The organism is Acinetobacter baretiae (assembly GCF_015627105.1).
GTDB lineage: Bacteria > Pseudomonadota > Gammaproteobacteria > Pseudomonadales > Moraxellaceae > Acinetobacter > Acinetobacter baretiae.
Window position 1 is genome coordinate 1 of record NZ_VTDM01000017.1, and the last position, 20608, is coordinate 20608.

The 20608-nt window shown below is 39.1% G+C and carries 13 protein-coding genes; 9 read left to right on the forward strand and 4 right to left on the reverse strand.

Annotation, left to right across the window (positions count from 1 at the left end):
• From I2F17_RS07515 to I2F17_RS07530, 4 genes are all read left to right on the forward strand, one after another.
• Window positions 1–4970, forward strand: a 4970-nt coding sequence (locus I2F17_RS07515; RefSeq protein WP_211139490.1) for a beta strand repeat-containing protein, incomplete at its 5' end; no start/stop codon positions are given.
• A gap of 86 nt (window positions 4971–5056) precedes the next feature.
• Window positions 5057–5866, forward strand: coding sequence for a trimeric autotransporter adhesin/peptidogylcan-associated protein TpgA (gene tpgA / locus I2F17_RS07520; RefSeq protein ID WP_196423917.1), 810 nt, complete (start codon window positions 5057–5059; stop codon window positions 5864–5866).
• A gap of 553 nt (window positions 5867–6419) precedes the next feature.
• Window positions 6420–8249 carry a dihydroxy-acid dehydratase gene (ilvD, locus tag I2F17_RS07525; protein ID WP_196423915.1) on the forward strand — a complete coding sequence of 610 codons (1830 nt, stop codon included), beginning with the start codon at window positions 6420–6422 and terminating at the stop codon, window positions 8247–8249.
• Between the two features lie 224 nt (window positions 8250–8473).
• A complete protein-coding gene (locus I2F17_RS07530; RefSeq protein WP_196423914.1) occupies window positions 8474–9763 on the forward strand; it encodes a hypothetical protein in 1290 nt (429 codons plus the stop codon).
• A 25-nt stretch (window positions 9764–9788) separates the two neighbouring features.
• Here the strand turns inward: I2F17_RS07530 and I2F17_RS07535 are convergent, their stop codons facing one another.
• From I2F17_RS07535 to dmeF, 3 genes are all read right to left on the reverse strand, one after another.
• The gene (locus I2F17_RS07535) at window positions 9789–10331 is read right to left on the reverse strand and encodes an ankyrin repeat domain-containing protein (RefSeq protein WP_196423913.1); all 543 of its coding nucleotides are present in this window, start codon (window positions 10329–10331) and stop codon (window positions 9789–9791) included.
• An 81-nt stretch (window positions 10332–10412) separates the two neighbouring features.
• Window positions 10413–11939: a catalase gene (locus tag I2F17_RS07540; protein WP_211139491.1), complete on the reverse strand. Its 1527-nt coding sequence runs from the start codon at window positions 11937–11939 to the stop codon at window positions 10413–10415.
• Window positions 11940–12658: 719 nt separating this feature from the next.
• Complete coding sequence (dmeF, locus tag I2F17_RS07545) at window positions 12659–13681, reverse strand: CDF family Co(II)/Ni(II) efflux transporter DmeF (RefSeq protein ID WP_211139492.1); 1023 nt, start codon at window positions 13679–13681, stop codon at window positions 12659–12661.
• Between the two features lie 65 nt (window positions 13682–13746).
• Between dmeF and I2F17_RS07550 the strand changes: the two genes are divergently transcribed.
• A complete protein-coding gene (locus tag I2F17_RS07550) occupies window positions 13747–14013 on the forward strand; it encodes a metal/formaldehyde-sensitive transcriptional repressor (protein WP_196421903.1) in 267 nt (88 codons plus the stop codon).
• Window positions 14014–14052: 39 nt separating this feature from the next.
• Here I2F17_RS07550 and ppc read toward each other — a convergent pair whose 3' ends face one another.
• Complete coding sequence (gene ppc, locus I2F17_RS07555) at window positions 14053–16737, reverse strand: phosphoenolpyruvate carboxylase (protein ID WP_196421902.1); 2685 nt, start codon at window positions 16735–16737, stop codon at window positions 14053–14055.
• Window positions 16738–17092: 355 nt separating this feature from the next.
• Here ppc and I2F17_RS07560 point away from each other — a divergent pair, with 355 nt between their 5' ends.
• The 4 genes from I2F17_RS07560 (at window position 17093) to I2F17_RS07575 (ending at window position 20302) form a co-directional block, all read left to right on the forward strand.
• Entirely contained in the window at window positions 17093–17470 is a 378-nt protein-coding gene (locus tag I2F17_RS07560; RefSeq protein ID WP_196421901.1) for a hypothetical protein, read from the forward strand.
• Window positions 17471–17578: 108 nt separating this feature from the next.
• On the forward strand, window positions 17579–18697 hold the full coding sequence (dnaJ, locus tag I2F17_RS07565; RefSeq protein ID WP_196421900.1) for a molecular chaperone DnaJ: 1119 nt from the start codon (window positions 17579–17581) through the stop codon (window positions 18695–18697).
• A 115-nt stretch (window positions 18698–18812) separates the two neighbouring features.
• Complete coding sequence (gene dapB, locus I2F17_RS07570; RefSeq protein ID WP_211139493.1) at window positions 18813–19634, forward strand: 4-hydroxy-tetrahydrodipicolinate reductase; 822 nt, start codon at window positions 18813–18815, stop codon at window positions 19632–19634.
• 140 nt (window positions 19635–19774) lie between these two features.
• Window positions 19775–20302, forward strand: coding sequence for a GNAT family N-acetyltransferase (locus I2F17_RS07575; RefSeq protein WP_211139494.1), 528 nt, complete (start codon window positions 19775–19777; stop codon window positions 20300–20302).
• Window positions 20303–20608: the final 306 nt, after the last annotated feature.

The window sequence follows — 20608 nt, forward strand, 5'->3', positions numbered from 1 at the left end:
TAAGCTTTGCAGGTGACAGCGGTACAGATGTTGCTCGTAAACTCGGTGATACCCTCAATATTAAAGGTGGTGCAGACAGCACAAAACTCACCGACAACAACATTGGCGTGGTTGCCAACGGTACAGATGGTCTTGAGGTTAAACTTGCCAAAGATCTGAACCTTGGCAAAGACGGTAGCGTCACAGCAGGTAATACTGCGTTGAGCAATAATGGCTTAACGATAAATAATGGTCCAAGCATTACGACATCTGGTATTAATGCTGCAGGTACTAAAGTGACGAATGTTGCTGATGGTACTGATACTCAAGATGCCGTGAATAAAGGTCAATTAAATAATCTAGAATCTGAAGTTAATAATAAATTTAACGATCTTTCAACTAAGGGCAGTTCAACACAGGATACTTCAGGGAATAGCTCGAGTACTACAGCATCTGGAACAACAGTTGCAGATAAAGATGGTAATACAAATACCTCTACATCTACAGGTAATACTGTTGCTGGTAAAGATGGTAATAGCACGACAACGACCGCTGATGGAACAACAAGCAAAGACAAAGATGGCAATAGTACAACCACAACAGCTGGTGGTAGCACTACTCAAGATCAAAACGGTAATAGCAATACCTCAACTGCAACCAATAATTCGCTTGCTGACAAAGACGGTAATAGTAATACCTCAACTGCGACAAGTAATACACTTGCTGGTAAAGATGGTAATAGCACGACAACGACCGCCGATGGTACGACCGTTAAAGACAAAAATGGGAATAGTAATACATCGACAGCGACAAGCAATACGCTCACAGATGGTAAAAATACGACCACAACTACAGCATCTGGTACAACCTATGGCAGTGCAGATCCATCTGATAAAACCAGCACGAATATTGGTCAAAATGGTCTAAGCTTTACAGATACCTCTGGCAATAAAACAGGTCCAAGTGTGACAGCATCAGGGATTGATGCTGGTAATGAAAAAATTACCAATGTTGCAGATGGTGCGGTGGGCCCAACATCTAAAGATGCAGTAAATGGTAGTCAGCTTTATACAGCAACAACAGACTTAACAAATAAGGGTCTGAATTTTGCAGATAGTAATGGCACGGTAACGCATAAAAACTTAGGTGAAACATTAACAATTAAAGGGACAGGTGCAAAATCTGATGATCAGTACAATACTGATAATCTAAAAACAACCACAGATAGTAATGGCAATATTGTGGTTGGGCTAGATAAAAATGCAAGTTTTAACAGCTTAAATGTAGCTGGAACGACTGTAAATGCTACTGGCTTAACCATAAACAATGGGCCAAGTATTACAACGTCGGGTATTAATGCCGCAGGAACGAAAGTAACTAATATTGCTGATGGTACTGACACTCAAGATGCTGTAAATAAAGGTCAACTCAATACATTACAATCAGAAATGAACAGTAAATTTGACAATCTGTCTACGCAAGGAAGTTCAACACAGGATACTTCAGGGAATAGTTCGAGTACCACAGCATCTGGAACAACAGTTGCAGATAAAAATGGTAATAGTAATATCTCTACATCTACAGGTAATACCGTTGCTGGCAAAGATGGCAATAGTACGACAACAACTGCTGACGGAACAATAAGCAAAGACAAAGATGGCAATAGTACAACCACAACAGCTGGTGGTACCACTACTCAAGATCAAAACGGTAATAGCAATAGCTCAACTGCGACAAGTAATACACTTGCTGGCAAAGATGGCAATAGCACGACAACAACTGCTGACGGAACAATAAGCAAAGACAAAGATGGTAATAGTACAACCACAACAGCTAGTGGTAGCACTACCCAAGATCAAAACGGTAATAGCAATACATCAACTGCGACAAGTAATACACTTGCTGGTAAAGATGGTAATAGTACGACAACGACTGCTGATGGAACAATAAGCAAAGACAAAGATGGTAATAGTACAACCACAACAGCTAGTGGTAGCACTACCCAAGATCAAAACGGTAATAGCAATACTTCAACTGCAACAAGCAATACACTTGCTGGTAAAGATGGTAATAGCACGACAACGACCGCCGATGGTACGACCGTTAAAGACAAAAATGGGAATAGTAATACATCGACAGCAACAAGCAATACGCTTACAGATGGTAAAAATACGACCACAACTACAGCATCTGGTACAACCTATGGCAGTGCAGATCCATCTGATAAAACCAGCACGAATATTGGTCAAAATGGTCTAAGTTTTACAGATACCTCTGGCAATAAAACAGGTCCAAGTGTGACAGCATCAGGTATTGATGCTGGTAATGAAAAAATTACCAATGTTGCAGATGGTGCGGTGGGCCCAACATCTAAAGATGCAGTAAATGGTAGCCAGCTTTATACAGCAACAACAGACTTAACAAATAAGGGTCTGAATTTTGCAGATAGTAATGGCACGGTAACGCATAAAAACTTAGGTGAAACATTAACAATTAAAGGGACAGGTGCAAAATCTGATGATCAGTACAATACTGATAATCTAAAAACAACCACAGATAGTAATGGCAACATTGTGGTTGGATTAGATAGAAATGCAAGTTTCGATAGTCTTGCCCTAGGTGGAACAACATTAAATTCTAGTGGCTTAACCATAAACAATGGTCCAAGCATTACAGCATCAGGTATTAATGCCGCAGGAACGAAAGTGACCAATCTTGCAAATGGTACAGATGCCCAAGATGCGGTGAACAAAGGACAATTGGATGCCTTAGCAACGAACATTAGCAATAATGTAACCAATGTCACAGATGGTAATGGAAATAAAGTTAATGTAAGTAATGAGGTTGTTAACAGTACACCAAATAGCAGTAATACAGACTCAGTATTCTTAACCTATGACAAAACAGGACAAGAAACAACAGATCGTTTAACGATTGGTCAAACTGTGCAAAAAATGAATACCGAAGGGGTCAAATACTCACATACTAATGGTAGTACAGAGGTTGTAGATGGTAGAACAAATGACTCGAGTGCAGGAGGTACAAACTCGACTGCAATTGGTGTAAATTCGATTATCGATTCGGGTGCAGATAACACAATTGCTTTAGGTAAGAGTACATCTGCCTCTGGAGTAGCAACAAACTCCGTTGTTATTGGTAACAAGTCGAGTGTCACAGGTGCTTCTTCTGTTGCCATTGGTGATGGTGCTTTGGCTTCGGGTACTCAATCTATTAGTGTGGGTACAGGAAACCAAGTCAAAGGTAACCATTCTGGTGCATTTGGTGACCCAAGTACAATTACAGGCAATGAAAGCTATGTACTTGGTAATAACAATACAGTAAGCACAGATAATACATTTGTTGTTGGTAACAATGTACAAGCAACGACAACAGGATCCGTTGTTTTAGGCAATAATTCTGCTGCTCGCACAGGTGCAAATGTGAGTGGTTATGTACCAACGGGTGCAACAAGTGCTAATCAATCTGCAATTAATGCAACCACATCAACCACAGGTGCAATCGCAGTTGGTGATGCACAAAATAATGTGTATCGTCAAATTACGGGCGTTGCGGCAGGAACAGCAAATAGCGATGCAGTGAATGTTGCACAGTTAAAAGCGGTCGATGACAAAATACTTGCTTTAAAAACTGAAGGAAACACAGTTAGTGATTCTTCTGGCAATACAAATGTGAGTAACGCAACAGGAAATATCGTATCTGGTAATACCAATAATGGTGGTACAACCAGTTCAAATACCACTGCTGCAGGTATAGTCGTGACGGAGAAAGATGCAAATGGCAATACGACAAATGCAAACTATGGGGCAAATGATGCCAAATATACAAATGCAGATGGCTCAAGTACAACTGTTGGAGGTAATGGTGTTAGCTTTGCAGATCAAAGTGGTAACAAGACAGGTCCAAGTATCACTGCTTCAGGCTTAGATGCAGGCAATCAGAAAGTCACAAATGTTGCTGATGGTACGGTGAGTTCAACCTCTAAAGATGCTGTCAATGGAAGTCAATTGTATTCTGTACAAAACCAGTTAGATTCTTTGAAAACTTCTGGAAATAATGTCACTGACACTGCAGGTAACAATAATCAATCGACTGCAACAGGTAATACTGTTAAAGATGCGTCAGGGAATACAAACCAAGCAACAGCAACATCAAATACACTCAGCGGTAAAGATGCATCTGGAAATGCAGTGAGCTCTGCAACAACAGCATCAGGAACAACAGTGACGACCAAAGACAGCTCAGGTAACGCCATTAACAATGCCAATTATTCATCGACTCAAGCAAGCTTGTCAGATGCGAAAGGAAATTCTGCAACCACAACAGCAACAGGAACCACGTATACAGGTGCAGATAAAACAAGCTCAACGGTTAATAATAATGGTTTAAGCTTTAAAGATGCTTCTGGAACAGCAACAGGTCCAAGTGTAACAGCGTCAGGAATCGATGCAGGGAATCAGAAAGTGACAAATGTTACAAATGGTGCTGTGAGTTCAACTTCTAAAGATGCTGTGAATGGTTCACAAGTATATGCTGCAAATGCTTCGGTTGCGGCGGCACTAGGTGGCAGTGCGGCGGTAAATGCAGATGGAACAGTGTCTAGTCCAAGCTATAAAGTGGCGAATAGTAGTTACAATAACGTGGGTGAGGCATTAACAGCTGTGGATAACCGTGTTGGAAATGTGGAAAACAATTTAAACCAAGCATTTACCTACACCAATAATCGAATTAACAAACTTGAAGATAAATTATCTTCAGGGATTGCTGCCGCAGCTGCTTTAGAGCAAGCACCATTTGTTGCAGGTAAATGGACGTATGCAGCAGGTGCTTCTTATTACAATAACCAAGGTGCAATTGGTGCGACACTACGTCGTACAGCAGACAATGGCCGTTGGTCTATGACAGGTGGTGTAGCAGGTGGTACAAACGGTTCTCCGCTCGTCCGCGTAGGTGTCTCAGGTGTGATTGACTAAGTTATCGATTAGACAAAATGAGATCGTTTAACTCCATGCTAAACGATCTCACATCATGTTTTCATCATTTCAAGAGTATAAAACAAATGAAAAAAATAATATCTACGTTATGCATGAGCACGGCACTGACCTTAGGTGTGTTATCAATGTCGGTCAATGCACATGAAGTCAATACAACAGCCAATTCTGATATTCAATTTCCTGATGTAAAAGACAGCTATTTAAAACAAGTCCCACGTTATGAGTATGGAACCATTGCGAACTTATCTACAGGCTTAACCAAAGATCAGTATCGTCACCTATTGGGTAATCCTCAATTTAGTGAAGGTCTACTGTTTGTACACACATGGAACTATGTTTTAGATATTCGTATCCCGAATACACAACAATATAAACGTTGCCAATTACGTATAGATTTTGACAAACATTACATAGGTGAGCATTTGTATTGGAAGGGTGAAGAATGTCAGGGCTTACTAGATTGGGGGGTAAATAACCGTCCTGTTGTTATTCCTGCACCGATACCCGTTAAATCAATGGCGAGTACGGCTTATGTCTTATTTGCATTTGATCGTGCAGATAAAGCCGCAATTATTTCTAATCAACACTCAATTGCAACCATTGCCAAAGACATTAAAGACAGTCAAAGTCAAAGCGTTACCGTCACAGGTTATACCGATGCGACAGGCTCTTATAGTTATAATCATAAACTTTCACAAGCTCGTGCAAAAACAGTTGAGCAACAGTTGATTGATGCAGGTATACCTGCACAAAATATTCGGATTATTGCGGCAAATAAAACCCAACAATTTGAGCACTGTAAAGGTGAACAACGTACTGTGACCAAGCGTTCATGTGAGTCTCCAAACCGCCGTGTTGTGGTCGATTGGAAATAATATGAAACATGAAAAGAATACCTATAAAATGAGGTGTTCTTTTCATATAAAAAAAATTCATAGCATTAAAAATAAAAATTCATGCAAGTTTTGAGCACGATTGGTGCATTAAAGCGGTTTTTAGCTTTTAGAACATCCAACTGTTCTATAGAATGGAAAATACGACATCGAATCAATGAGTCGATTGGCATTTTATCCAAAACCACCAAAACCACTCATTGATGATTAGATTTTGAGAATACGCCTTTAAGTTTAACCGACTTAAAGTTGGTTTTAATGATGAAAGCTCACCCGACCTATACTTTAGGTATTGCTTCTTCCAATATGCGTGATTTTCAATCTCTACCATGACATGTGAATCTTTACACTACAAAATTGCTCACTTTTCGTGACGCAAGTGATGTGTAAAAGCATGCAATATGACCAGATATTTATTCTGATTCACAATAACTTCATAGTATGATGGTGCAATATTTGACTATATTTCATACTTGAAGAAGTATTATTTAGCCAGAGATTGTGACCATCTCAAGCATACATTTGGAAAAAACACATGCCAGATTATCGTTCAAAAACATCGACACATGGAAGAAATATGGCTGGAGCACGTGGATTATGGCGTGCAACAGGTATGAAAGACGACGACTTTGGTAAGCCGATTATTGCCGTTGTTAACTCATTTACTCAATTTGTACCCGGCCATGTACATCTCAAAGACTTAGGTCAACTGGTCGCAAGACAAATTGAAGCGTCAGGTGGTGTGGCGAAAGAGTTTAATACCATTGCTGTCGATGATGGAATTGCGATGGGGCATGATGGCATGCTGTATTCTTTACCTTCACGTGATTTGATTGCAGATTCAGTCGAATATATGGTGAGTGCACACTGTGCCGATGCAATGGTGTGTATTTCAAACTGCGATAAAATCACACCCGGAATGCTTATGGCATCCATGCGTTTGAATATTCCTGTGATCTTTGTCTCTGGTGGGCCAATGGAAGCAGGTAAAGTGAAATTCAGAGGCAATGAAAAAGCGATTGACTTGGTTGATGCCATGATCGTTGCAGCAGATGAAAGTTATACAGATGAAGAAGTGAAAGAATTTGAGCGTTCTGCTTGTCCAACGTGTGGTTCATGTTCAGGTATGTTTACTGCAAACTCAATGAACTGTTTAACGGAAGCGTTAGGTTTGTCACTGCCGGGTAATGGTTCTATTGTCGCTACACATGCAAATCGTGAAAAACTATTTTTACGTGCAGGTGAACTCATTGTCGATGTGGCAAAACGTCATTATGAACAAAATGACTATAGTTTATTACCACGCTCAATTGCCACGAAAGCTGCTTTTGAAAATGCAATGACACTTGATGTGTCTATGGGTGGTTCGACCAATACAGTATTGCATTTATTGGCTGCTGCAAGTGAAGCAGGTGTTGATTTTACGATGGAAGATATTGACCGTATTTCTCGTCATGTCCCTGTTCTATGTAAAGTTGCTCCTGCTAAACAAGATGTACATATGGAAGATGTACATCGTGCAGGTGGTATTATGGCCATCTTAGGTGAGCTATCACGTGCTAATTTATTAAATACAGATGTGAGCACAGTACACGAAAAAACCTTAGCTGATGCGATTAAAAAATGGGATATTATCTCTACTGAAGATGCTGATATCTACGAATTTTATCGTTCTTCACCCGGTGGTGTACCTACGCAAACGGCATTTTCACAAAATCGTTATTACCCAACGCTTGATGGCAACCGTGAAACCGGTGTGATTCGTAATGCAGCACATGCATTTTCACAAGATGGTGGTCTTGCTGTACTGTTTGGTAATATTGCACTCGATGGTTGTATTGTAAAAACTGCGGGTGTAGATGATTCAATTTTAAAATTTACAGGCCAAGCGAGAGTTTTTGAAAGCCAAGATGCGGCTGTAGATGCTATTTTGAACTTGCGTATTAAAGCAGGAGACATTGTTGTTATTCGCTACGAAGGTCCACGTGGTGGCCCAGGTATGCAAGAAATGTTGTATCCAACCAGTTACCTAAAATCAAAAGGTTTAGGTAAAGAGTGTGCACTGATTACAGATGGTCGTTTCTCAGGGGGGTCTTCAGGTCTTTCAATTGGTCATATCTCCCCAGAAGCTGCTGAGGGTGGTGCGGTTGGTTTGGTTGAAGATGGTGATATCATTGATATTGATATTCCAAACCGTACCATTAACGTGCGTGTAGACGATGAAACTTTAGCATTACGCCGTGTGAAACAAGAACAACATGGTTGGCATCCTAAAGAAGAACGTCCACGTAAAGTGTCTAAAGCACTTAAAATTTATGCACAGCATACCACCAGTGCTGCAAAAGGTGCTGTACGTATTTTATAAAACATAGTCCATCTAGGCCATGATGTTGCACAGACTTCATCATGGCCTATTTTTTTGAGCCTGTTATAGTGATTCTTATAAAAATCTGAATAAAAATGAAAATTTAGTTTTAAATCTGACAAAGCTCCACCTATTTTTTGTTAAACTGAGGCATATACGTTGTATTCCCGCTCTCATGCAGACATACCGTGCGCAATGAGCAATGATAGATAGAGGCTTGTGTAATGTCTTTTTTCCGCCGATGGTTTGACCCTGTTCGATCGAGGCTATTTTATCAACAGCCTAAACGCCAAGCAGTGCTACCGATAGAAAAAGGATTAAGCATACATTTACGCTTAGATGATGTGTATAGCTACTTGATTGTACAGCAACTCACTCAGCTCAATGAGATTTTAAGTGAGGACATTAAACCTTTAAATATTATCATTTCAAGTCAAGTCGCTGATCCTCCAAATGCCATGAGCCAAGAAAAATGGCAAAAATATTGTTTAAACGATGCAAAAATTTTAGCAAAACAGCACGGTTTTGGTTATGACGATCAACCTGAACTACCGAGTGCAGAGGCTTTAAATCAAGCACAAGTGATTTTACAAAATACGCCATTACGTGGTGAGCATTTTTTATATTTACTTGAAGATGTCTTCCATATGCTTTGGCAACAGCAATATGGAAAATTGCGTATGCTGTATGTGATGGCAAGCAGGCAACACCAAGCACAGCAGTTCCCTGAACGTATTTTTAATGATGACCCCTTATTGGTGAGCTATTTTGAATTTGGTGGTCGTCAATACAATGCTGTAGACAATTTATTACGCTTAACTCGCCGTTTAAAACAACAAAAATTACTCACAGATAATCCTATCTTCTTAATTAATCACATCGAATGGCGAGAGCATTTGATGGGAGATGCAGAAGATTTAGCCTGTATACAGGCCATGCATCCCACTTTAGATTTGTATGTGGCCTTAGAAGACCCCATTAGTTGGTTATTACTGGCATATATTAAAGAAGATTTAGCAGGGTATTACAACATTCAATTAAATGTACATCCACTAAGCTATCACGGACGTGATCAGTTTGATTGGTCGCTTGCAACACGGTTGTCGAAAAGAGTTGAAGTTGCCTTTACACCATTTTGTCGTCCAACAGAAAAGTCTGTTATTGATATGGCAAAATTATACTACAGTGTTGCTGAAGATGAGCGTGTTGAAGCCATGTATCAGATTTTAAAATCTGTATGGACAAGAGGTAAAGACTTATCCTATGCACCACATTTTCAACGTGTAAAAAATAAGCTTGCTATAGAACATCTAACACATTTAGATGTAATTAAGCAATTAAAGCAAAATGATGCGGTGTGTGCTTCGAAAGATCAACCTGATTTTCCAGTTCTTGTACTGAACGTAGATGGCCGTACGTATACATTTAATAGTTTATATCGAGTGTGGATGATAGAGAGTATTTTTAATAATGTATTAGAGCAAAAATATCGTGCCACACCGACCAAATACTAAAACTAATGCTTAAAGCGTAAAAGCGTTATTTAAACTCTCCATGACTCAGATTATCGACACTATTTCCTCGGTGATCTTTAATCTGGGTGTTAGCACCATTTTTGATTAAATCATCCAAAATTTCTTTTCTTTGAAACAATGCAGCATACATACTTGCAGTTTGTCCAGATACGTTCTGTTGATTTGGAGAACATGCTGTTTTCATTAATAATCGAGCTATTTTTAACTCACCTTTAAAAATCGCCCCCATAAGCGCAGTATTTCCAGAGTGATCTTGGCTGCATGGATCGGCACCTGCGTTGAGCAATCGCTCAACCATAGCTTTGTGGCCATGATATGCAGCTAACGTTAATGCCGTATGACCTTTAGCATCTTGTGTATTTAAGTCAAACCCTGCTTGAATAAACTCGTTGAGCATTGGAATATTGCCATTACGAGCGGCATCAAAATAATATTGTCGTAAGGTGTTTTGAGTATCTGTAGGTACGGTATTTTCTGGTGTAGATGCTAAGCTATATTGAGGTACACTCATGATGATGCTAAGTAATAATCCATAAAAATATTTCATAAATCACCTGCTAGTAAAAGAAAAAAATGATATGCCCAATGAAGGGCATATCACTATGTTGCTACTGCCATCATAGAGAGATTAATCTTCTAATTGTTCAGCCATTGCTTTCACACGATTCACATCTGCTTTGGCAACTTTAGCAACCCCTGCACCGTACTCAGGATCTGCTTTATACAAGAATGAAGCAATTTTATATTTTGCTTGTTCATCTGCACCCGCTAATGCACCACCAAAGTTTTGGATAAGATCTTTACGGTCTGATACAGAGAATGAACGATATAGATCACCTGCTTGTTTAAAGTTTTGCTCTTTTTGAATTTTCACTTGTTGGGTTGTACCCGTAAGTGGCATCACACTGTAACGTGCATGATTGGCTTGTGGGCGAGGCTCACGTGCACTTGGTTCATAATTTACGTCTGATGTTGTGTGATTTATATTCATTGAACCATCTTGATTGCCATTATTGACTTTAGTAACAGGACGGTTGATTGGTAAGCTTAAACCATTTGTACCAATACGATAGATTTGAGTATCGGCATATGAAAATAAACGACCTTGAAGTAAACGATCTTCTGATGGCTCAATACCTGGTACGATATTTGATGGCGCCATAGCCACTTGCTCAGTTTCTTGGAAGTAGTTGTCTACATTCTTATTTAACACCATTTGACCAATTTTTTGACTTGGGACATTCGGCCAAATTTTCGTTGCATCTAATGGGTTAAAATCAAACTTATTGAGATCTTCAGGTGTAATCACTTGAACGTATAAATCCCATTTCGGAAATTCACCACGGTTAATGCTGTTGACTAAATCAGTCGTCATGTGGCTGAAATCTTGACCTTGCACCACAGGCACTTCTTTTGGTGTTAAGTTTTTAATGCCTTGTAAACTTTTCCAATGGAATTTTACATAATGTACTTGACCTTGTGCATTCACAAACTTATATGCGTGTACACCGTTGCCATCCATAAAACGGTAGCTTACAGGTGTACCATTGTTTGATAATAATTCTGTGAGTGTACGGGTTGATTCTGGGATATGTTGGAAAAAGTCAAATGTACGTGACATATCACCAAGGTTAGTTTTTGGACTTGGTTTAAAAGCATGTACCATGTCTGGGAATTTAATCGCATCACGAATAAAGAATGTCGGGAAGTTATTGCCGACTAAGTCCCAGTTACCTTCTTGGGTGTAAAATTTAGTGGCAAAACCACGTGGATCTCGTAGTGTTTCAGGAGAATGGTTGCCATGTACTACTGAAGAAAAACGAACAAATACAGGTGTTTGAGTACCTGGTTTAAATAATTGTGCAATCGTTAAATTCGAAATATCTGCAGATGGGGTAAATACACCGTGCGCGCCTGTACCGCGAGCATGTACAACACGCTCAGGAATACGTTCACGATCAAAACGTTGTAACTTTTGAATGAGCTGTACATCTTGTAATAGTGTTGGACCATTTGGGCCTGCAGTTTGAGAATTTTGGTTATCACCGACAGGTGCACCGTTGTCACGAGTAAGAACTTCTGCTGCAATAGCGTATGATGAAACAAAGCTAGGTGTAATGATGATTGCCGCGGCAATTGCATTCTTAAAATACATATTATTTTTTCCTGACAGATCTGCTGGGTGGTTTAACGATTCTAAGATCATTTTGTTAATTTTAAAATTAGATTAAATGAATAAAATTAATCGTTTAAAACGATTAATAAATTACTTTGGCTCGAAATTGTAGGGCTATAGTAACGCTAATTATTCTACATTTTATAAAGATGTAGATAATTCAATATTTACGAGAGCTCATTCGTATTTATACAAAGATTATACAGATCGATCATCAAGCGATAAGATGTAGAGACAAGTCATGTAAAATATATTCATACAATAATTTATATGTTTTGTACATTTGTATTTATAGGGGGTTTACCGTTAAGACCTGCTTAATACAGACAGATTCATCGGGATAATTATACATATTGTCTTTTTAATCATTTGAGTGCTAGTTTGAATCACTGACAAAATGAAGAGTGTTTAATGTAAATGTGTTTTTATTATTGGTTTGTGTCTATTCAGTTTACATTTAAATATTATGCAGATAAAAAATCTATAATCAAACCATCTAATTCTTTATACAGCGACTAAAGCCAACGTCTTATCTCACTATGTTCTTTCATTTGTATGTATTATGCGTAAACGGTTTCATTATAACTTCGAGAGAGTTTGTTTTTGCAATGCCATGTGTATTTTTTTCAAAATAAAGGCATTGATCACCAAGAAAAACACCCAATTTCACGCGGAAAAATCTTTGTATAAAAATGAAACTAACTCATTGTATTTGATATTGAATTGATTTCTATACTGCTATGAACAATTTGATGATATTTTGAAATTAACAACTTAATATATTGTGGATTAATTTGTGAATGATCCGTTTCAACTGCAATAATACAGGCATACTTTTGTGCACCGACCTGCCACAAATGTAGATCACTAATGATCAAATCATGCTTTTGTAGTTCTTGCATTACTTGTGCGGTTAAAGGGGTATCCATTTCTGCATCGAGTAGCGTTTTTGAAGTTTGTTTCAGTAATCCCCATGACCATATCGCAACAATGATCGCACCGACCACGCCAAGAATTGAATCTAGAGCATCCCATCCTAAATATTTACCTGCAAAAAGTGCAATAATTGCAAAAACAGAGGTCGCAGCATCAGCAATAATATGTACAAAGGCTGCTTTTTGATTTAAATCTTCGTGACCGTGACCGTGACCGTGACCGTGACCGTGACCGTGACCGTGACCGTGACCGTGACCGTGACCGTGACCGTGACCGTGACCGTGACCGTGACCGTGACCGTGACCGTGACCGTCATGGTGTGAATCTTTGAGTAACCACGCACAAATTAAATTTACGACAAGACCAATGATTGCAATAATAATGGCATCATTATATTGAATCATAACAGGATTAAATAAACGCTCTATTGAACTAAAAGCCATTAGTAAAGCAACGATCATTAAAATAATAGCACTGCTGTATGCAGCTAAGATTTCAATTTTCCACGAACCAAAACAAAATCGAGGATCATTGGCATAGTATTTTGCAGCTCTATAGGCAAAATATGCTAAACCTAGTGCCACCATATGAGAACTCATATGCCAGCCATCTGCCAAAAGAGCCATTGAATTAAAAAAAATACCCGTCATAATTTCAACCACCATCATCAATCCCGTAAAGATTGTGGCGATCAATATTTTTCGTTGACCCAATGGATTGCCATGATCAAATATATGCTGATGTTGTGTTGGTCTTGATATGGTGGTAAATGAAGATTTGTTCATTGTTTACATGATATTAATATACTATACCCCCTATAGTATATATTTCTCTGGAGAGTGTCTACTATATGAGTCATTTATATAATGATCGAAAAATTATTAATCGTATTAATCGTTTACAAGGACAGATCAGTGCTGTTCATAAAACAGTACTTGATAAAGATAAGGAGTGTCTTGAAGTCATACAGCAAGTGGCTGCAGTGAAAGGTGCGGTCAATGGTTTGATGAATGAATTAATAGAAGCTCATTTGCGTCATCATGTACTTCATGATAATGATGAACATCAAGTAGAAATAGAAGAGTTTTTTAAAATTTTAAAAAAATATCGGGAATAATGTTATTCCCGATATATACAATAAGATCAATGCTTAAGATTAACCTGTATTGCGTAATCCTGCTGCAATGCCTGTAATACTTACCATGAGTGCATGGTCTACAGGACTATGTTCGGCTTGATGATGGTTTAAATAATCTCTACGACGACGCATTAACTCTGCCTGTAATAAATGCAATGGCATGAGATAGGTTTTACGAACACGCATGGCTTGGTCTAATACTTCATTTTGACTCAACAACTCAGACTCACCAATTAAACGTAATAAGGTATCAATGGCATCTTGTAGGCGTTGGCGTAATTCTTGTCCTAAAGTATGTAGATTTGGATTATCCGTCAGGCGCATTTCATAATATTGAGCAACTTCTGCATCTGATTTAGATAAAACCATTTCTAGCATGTCAATGAGGGTTTTAAAATATGGCCATTGTTCAAGCATTTCATCAAGTTGGGCTTTTTTATTGTCATCGAGGACTTCATCTAACGCTGCACCTGTTCCTAACCATGCAGGAAGCATTAAACGAATTTGTGTCCATGCAAACACCCAAGGAATTGCTCGTAGAGATTCAATGCCACCACTGACTTTGCGTTTTGCAGGGCGTGACCCAAGTGGTAACATTTGTAACTCAAGCTCGGGAGTTACTGTACGTAAATACTCCACAAAATGCGGATTTTCTCTGACAGTTTGGCGGTAGAGCTTCACAGATGTTTCCGTCATTTGGTCCATCAAATCACGCCACTGTTGTTTTGGTACAGGTGGTGGCAATAGTGTGGCTTCTAGTGTAGCAGCTGTGTAGATTTCTAAGTTTTGCAGTGCAATATCTTCTACACCGAATTTAAAGCGAATCATTTCGCCTTGTTCCGTCACACGAATGGCACCAGAGATGGAGCCAGGTGGTTGAGAGTATAGCGCTTGTTGTGTTGGTGCACCGCCACGGCTGATCGAACCACCACGACCATGAAATAATGTCAATCGAACATCATGAGTTTTAGCAACATCTGTGAGTTCTTCTTGTGCACGATATTGAGCCCAATTGGCAGACATAAATCCTGCATCTTTGGCTGAATCTGAATAGCCAATCATGACTTCATGTTTGCCTTGAATATGCTGTTTATACCATTGCATATTAAATAAAGCATCCATGGTGTGTGCGGCATCATCTAAATCTTTAAGTGTTTCAAACAGTGGAACTACACGTAAAAAATCTTCGATGCCTGCTTCTTTTTGTAAAAGCAATACGGCCAATACATCACTTGGATATTCAGCCATCGAAATAATATATGCACCCAATGAGTCTTTTGGCTGCTCTGCCAAAGTTCGCATGGTGGCAAAGACTTCTTTGACATCGGGGTGATTAATTAAATCACCTTCTGAAGCGTGAATCACTTTGGGTAATAGCGGACGTTTGTTTTGTAACTCATTGAGTAAGAAGTTTTGTCGAGCTTGTTCTGTCCATGTGTCAAAATGACCTAAACCTAAATATTCTGTAATGGCAGAAATGGCTTGACGATGGCGCCCCGATTCTTGACGAATATCTAGTCGAAGAAGTTCAATGCCAAAACAATGTACTCGATGAATGAAATCGAGCAAATTACCATTGGCAATTTCAGCCAAGTTACATTCATTGAGTGAGCGATAACACAGCATGAGTGGATCAAGTAAGTCATTTTTATGATGAATTAATCGAATATCGTCATCTGTGGTTTTTTTCCCTTGCATTTTGTCTGCAAGCCATTGTCTTGTGACCAATAAGCGTTCGCGCGTGGCACGTAGGTATTCGCGGTATGGTTCTGCATGTGCATTACCTAAGGCTTCTCTTAGTTCAGAAGTACACTCTTGAATAGAAAGCTCCCAACGTAGGCTTTCTAAGTCACGTAAGTAAAGATCTGTTGCTTGCCAACGTGAAAACCAAAGCACTTGCTGGGTAACTTTATGAGTGACGTTAGGGTTGCCATCTCTATCTCCACCCATCCAAGAAGCAAAGCGAATTGGAGTGGCATCAATCGGTAAGCGCTGGCCACATTTGTCGTCGACAAGATCACCTAATTCACGAATAAAACGAGGAACAGCTTTCCATAAGGTTTGCTCAATCACGGCAAAGCCCCACTTTGCTTCATCTAAAGGGGTTGGTTTTTGTTGACGAATTTCATCGGTATGCCATGCTGAACAAATCAAGTGTTTTAGATTTTCAATGGTCTTGGTTCGTTGGCTCGGTGTTAATTTCTTTTGATCAAGCGTTTCTAAACAGCGATTGATATTGTCATATTTTTGAATGAGTGTACGGCGACTAACTTCAGTTGGGTGAGCCGTCAGTACAAGCTCAATATTCAGATCACAAACTTGTTGAAATAGTTGCTCTTGGCTAATGTCGTGTTGTTTTAACTTATCAAACAAAGGTTGCAATGGGTTGGTGTGCTGCTGAGCGATCTCTGCTTCACGGCGACTGCGAACCACATGGTATTGTTCTGCAATGTTTGCAAAGTTAAGAAAGTGTGTGAATGCACGGGTAATTGGCAGAAATGCATCGTCATCTAGATTTAAAAACAATGCTTCAAGCTGTTTTTCGGCTTCTAACTGACCGTCACTTGCATCTTTGGCTAAGCTACGAATTTGTTCAACCTGATTAAATAAATCCTCTCCGACATGCTTTTTAATGGTTTCTCCAAGTAAATTACCAAGAAGACGTACATCTTCACGCAGTGGAGTATCAACATTTGGTGCCATAACACATTCCTTTATTGGAGTTTGATTTTTATTGACTAGAACGTCTGCCTCAATCCTTGAATTTACCATAGCAAATTTGGCAATAAATACCTTTAGCTATTGGTCTAGCATGAACGATCGATAGTGTCATTTTCTAGACCAATTTAGCATAGTTTGAAATGCCTTGAATAGGCGAAATAATTATTTACATTTTGTTGACCTGTATATAAATTTTTATCACATTTTTTGTGATTTTTAGATGATAAAATGCTGAAACTGTCCTATAGTAAATAGCAATCGATTGTGTTTAAAAAATAAAGAACTTTATAAATCGATTCGACAAAAAACAAACAAGAGTAAATAAGGTTTAAAAGACATGGGGCAAAAAACGATTCAACAGCAACGCCGTTTAATGACTTTGGCGTATGTGTGTATGTTTTTTGCCTTAATAACAGTGTTTACCAGTATATTGGCTTATGGACTGGCCTCGAAAGTGGCCAATACAGAGGGCACTGAGGTTTGGATACAAACACAAGCACTTTGGGTTGTACGAAATATCACTTTATTTATTATGGTGGCTGCTTTTGGTGGTTTATGGTTTAGTCCACTTTATTTTTATTCTTGGGACGCTTACCAATGGGTTACAGGACTTACCGTGGTGGGTATTATTTTTTGCTTTATTGCATGGATGCTTTTACTTAATGCGTTTTGCAAAGGTTTTTTTAAATACTTAAAACATAAGGCTGTTTTTTAGAATTTTCGAATTTTATCTGATTTTACCCTTTAAAAATATCAAAACGCCCCCAACATATCGAAATAAGTTTTACATTTATTTTGAATTCCGTAAGGAGCGTCGCCGATTATGGCTAAACGTGATTATTATGAAGTTTTAGCAGTGGCTAAAACGGCAAGTGATGATGAAATTAAAAAAGCCTACCGCAAGTTGGCGATGAAGTATCATCCAGACCGTAACCCAGATAACCCAGAAGCTGAAGAAAAGTTTAAAGAAGCGACTGAAGCTTACGAAGTGCTTTCAAATGCTGAAAAGCGTAGCATGTATGACCGTATGGGTCACAATGCATTTGAGGGCGGTGGAGCAGGTGGTGGATATGGCGGCTTCGGCGGTGGTGGTTTTAGCGCAGAGGATATTTTCAGTCAATTTGGTGATATTTTTGGTGGTGGCCGCCGTCAACAACAACGCCAACGTACAGGCTCAGACCTACGTTATGTTCTCGACCTTTCTTTAGAAGAAGCGGTAAAAGGCATCAAAAAAACCATTACATTTACCGCGCCTGCACCGTGTGGTTCGTGTCATGGTAAGGGATCTGAAAATCCAAATGATGTTGAAACATGCGGTACCTGTCATGGTGCAGGGCAAGTACGTATTCAACAAGGCTTCTTTGCAGTACAACAAACATGTAGTACTTGTCATGGTTTGGGTAAAATTATTAAAAACCCATGTAAAACATGTCATGGTGCTGGGGTTAAAGACCGTCAGCAAACGCTTGAAGTCACTATACCTGCTGGTGTAGACAACGGCGATCGTGTACGTTTGACAGGAAAAGGCGAGGCAATTCGTGATGGCCAAGCTGGTGACTTGTATGTTGAAGTTGCAGTACGCGAGCACGAAGTTTTTCAACGTGATGGGGCTGACTTGTATATGGATGTGCCTGTCAATGTTGTCGATGCTGCCTTAGGGAAAGAAATTGAAATTCCGACACTCGATGGTCGTTTAAGTCTTAAAATTCCAGAAGGTACTCAAAGTGGAAAAGTATTCCGCTTACGTGGTAAAGGGGTTCGTCCGGTTCGAGCAAGCATGGTCGGTGACTTACTTTGCCGTGTGGTTGTCGAAACCCCTGTGAATCTTACTAGCCGTCAACGCGAGTTATTTAAAGAACTCCAAGCCTCTATGGAAGGTAATGGTTCGGAAAAACACTCAAGTGAAAAGAAAAAATCATTTATTGATCGCTTATTTGATTAATAAACACGAAATAAAAAACCTGTCTAAATGACAGGTTTTTTTATTATCAGAACATAGATCGCTTCAGTTTTGTTATAGTAAAGCGCATTAAAAATAGATCATTTAGGAAAAGATGATGTCCGATTTACCTCGTATTGGTGTTTTAGGCGCAGGCGGTCGTATGGGCCGTATTTTAATTCAGGCAGTACAACAAGCAGGTTATGTTTTAGCTGCTGCGGTTGAGCGTCCTGAAAGTTCATTGATTGGTGCAGATGCAGGGGAGCTTGCAGGCATTGGTTCACTTGGTGTGAAGGTGTGTGGTCATTTGACTGATGTTTTACCACAGCTTGATGTTGTGATTGATTTTACAGCCCCAACAGCAACAGAACAGCATTTAAAGCTGTGTCGTGATGCTGGGGTGGCGATGGTGATTGGCACAACAGGTTTTTCAGACGAACAAAAGCAATTGTTAAATGAAACAGCACAGCATATTCCTGTAGTTTATGCTGCCAATTACTCAGTGGGTGTGAATGTATCTATTAAATTATTAGAGCTGGCTGCCAAAGTTTTTGCTGATACGGTCGACATTGAGGTGATTGAAGCCCACCACCGCCATAAAGTAGATGCACCTTCAGGTACAGCACTGATGATGGGTGAAGCCATCGCAGACACACTTGGCCGTGATCTTAAGCAAGTGGCTGTATATGGTCGAGAAGGTTATACTGGCCCACGTGATCGTCAAACCATTGGCTTTGAAACCATTCGTGGTGGCGATATTGTGGGTGAACATACAGTCATGTTTATTGGTGAAGGTGAACGTGTAGAAGTGACACATAAAGCGACAAACCGTATGAATTTTGCATCGGGTGCGGTACGTGCTGCTGCGTGGGTGGTAGGACGTGATGCGAAGCAATATGATATGAAAGATGTGTTAGATTTAAATAAAACGTTACTTTGATTTTAATGCCCTTGCCTATGATTTAAAGCAAGGTATGTTATTTTTTATACGTTTTTTATGTCTATAATGTACTCGTCAACCCATTGTCATAGTTGGTGGTTAAGCTAGCGCTCAATATACCACCACTATGAATCACGACCATGATCTTAAGAAATAATGTAGAGATTATCTCTGAACAAGTACGGTTACGAGTGTTTACAGAACATGATTCAATTGAGGCATTTGAAGCCATTACACCTAACTTAGCAAAATTTATGAGTTGGGAACCACCTAAAGATATGTACGATTTTGAAAAAATATGGCGTGGGTGGGCTGATCATTTGAAAAAAGGGTCAGAAATTGTCTTCGCTGTGCGTGATCTGAAAAATAATGAATTTTTAGGTTTGGTCGGCTTGCATCGTATTTTAATTGACCCACGTATAGGTGTCTGGATTAAGGAGAAACGCCATAGTCAGGGCTATGGAATTGCTGCTGTGCAAGCATTAATGGAGTGGGCCGCATTAGAATTAGAAATAGATCAATTTACATATTTGGTGGCCGATGAAAATCTTGCGAGTCAAAAAATTGCGATTGCCTTAGGTGGAATCAAAAACGGTTATACGCTGTGTTCAAAATATAATGCTCAAATTTATAAAATTATTTATTCGGCAAAACGAGTATGTGCTTAAAAATGCAGTGGTTTTAAGTTTTGCTCAAATATGTAATGGCTTGGTTGCTTAAAAATATTGATTTAACGTATTTTAACCGTATTTTTATGAGAGATTGCTTAAAACATATAGGGTAGGGTGTAGCGTCATCTCAAAGATTATCATATGTGTATAAAGAGCAGATCTAGTCATACATCGTTTAAATGTTCTTAGAGTGATATTCTTTGAATAAAAAATAAGAAATCATGTGGAGTAAATATAAATTCCATACGGCTGCATGCTTTGAACAATAAAAATACTTGTGAAAGATAATAAACATTTGCCATA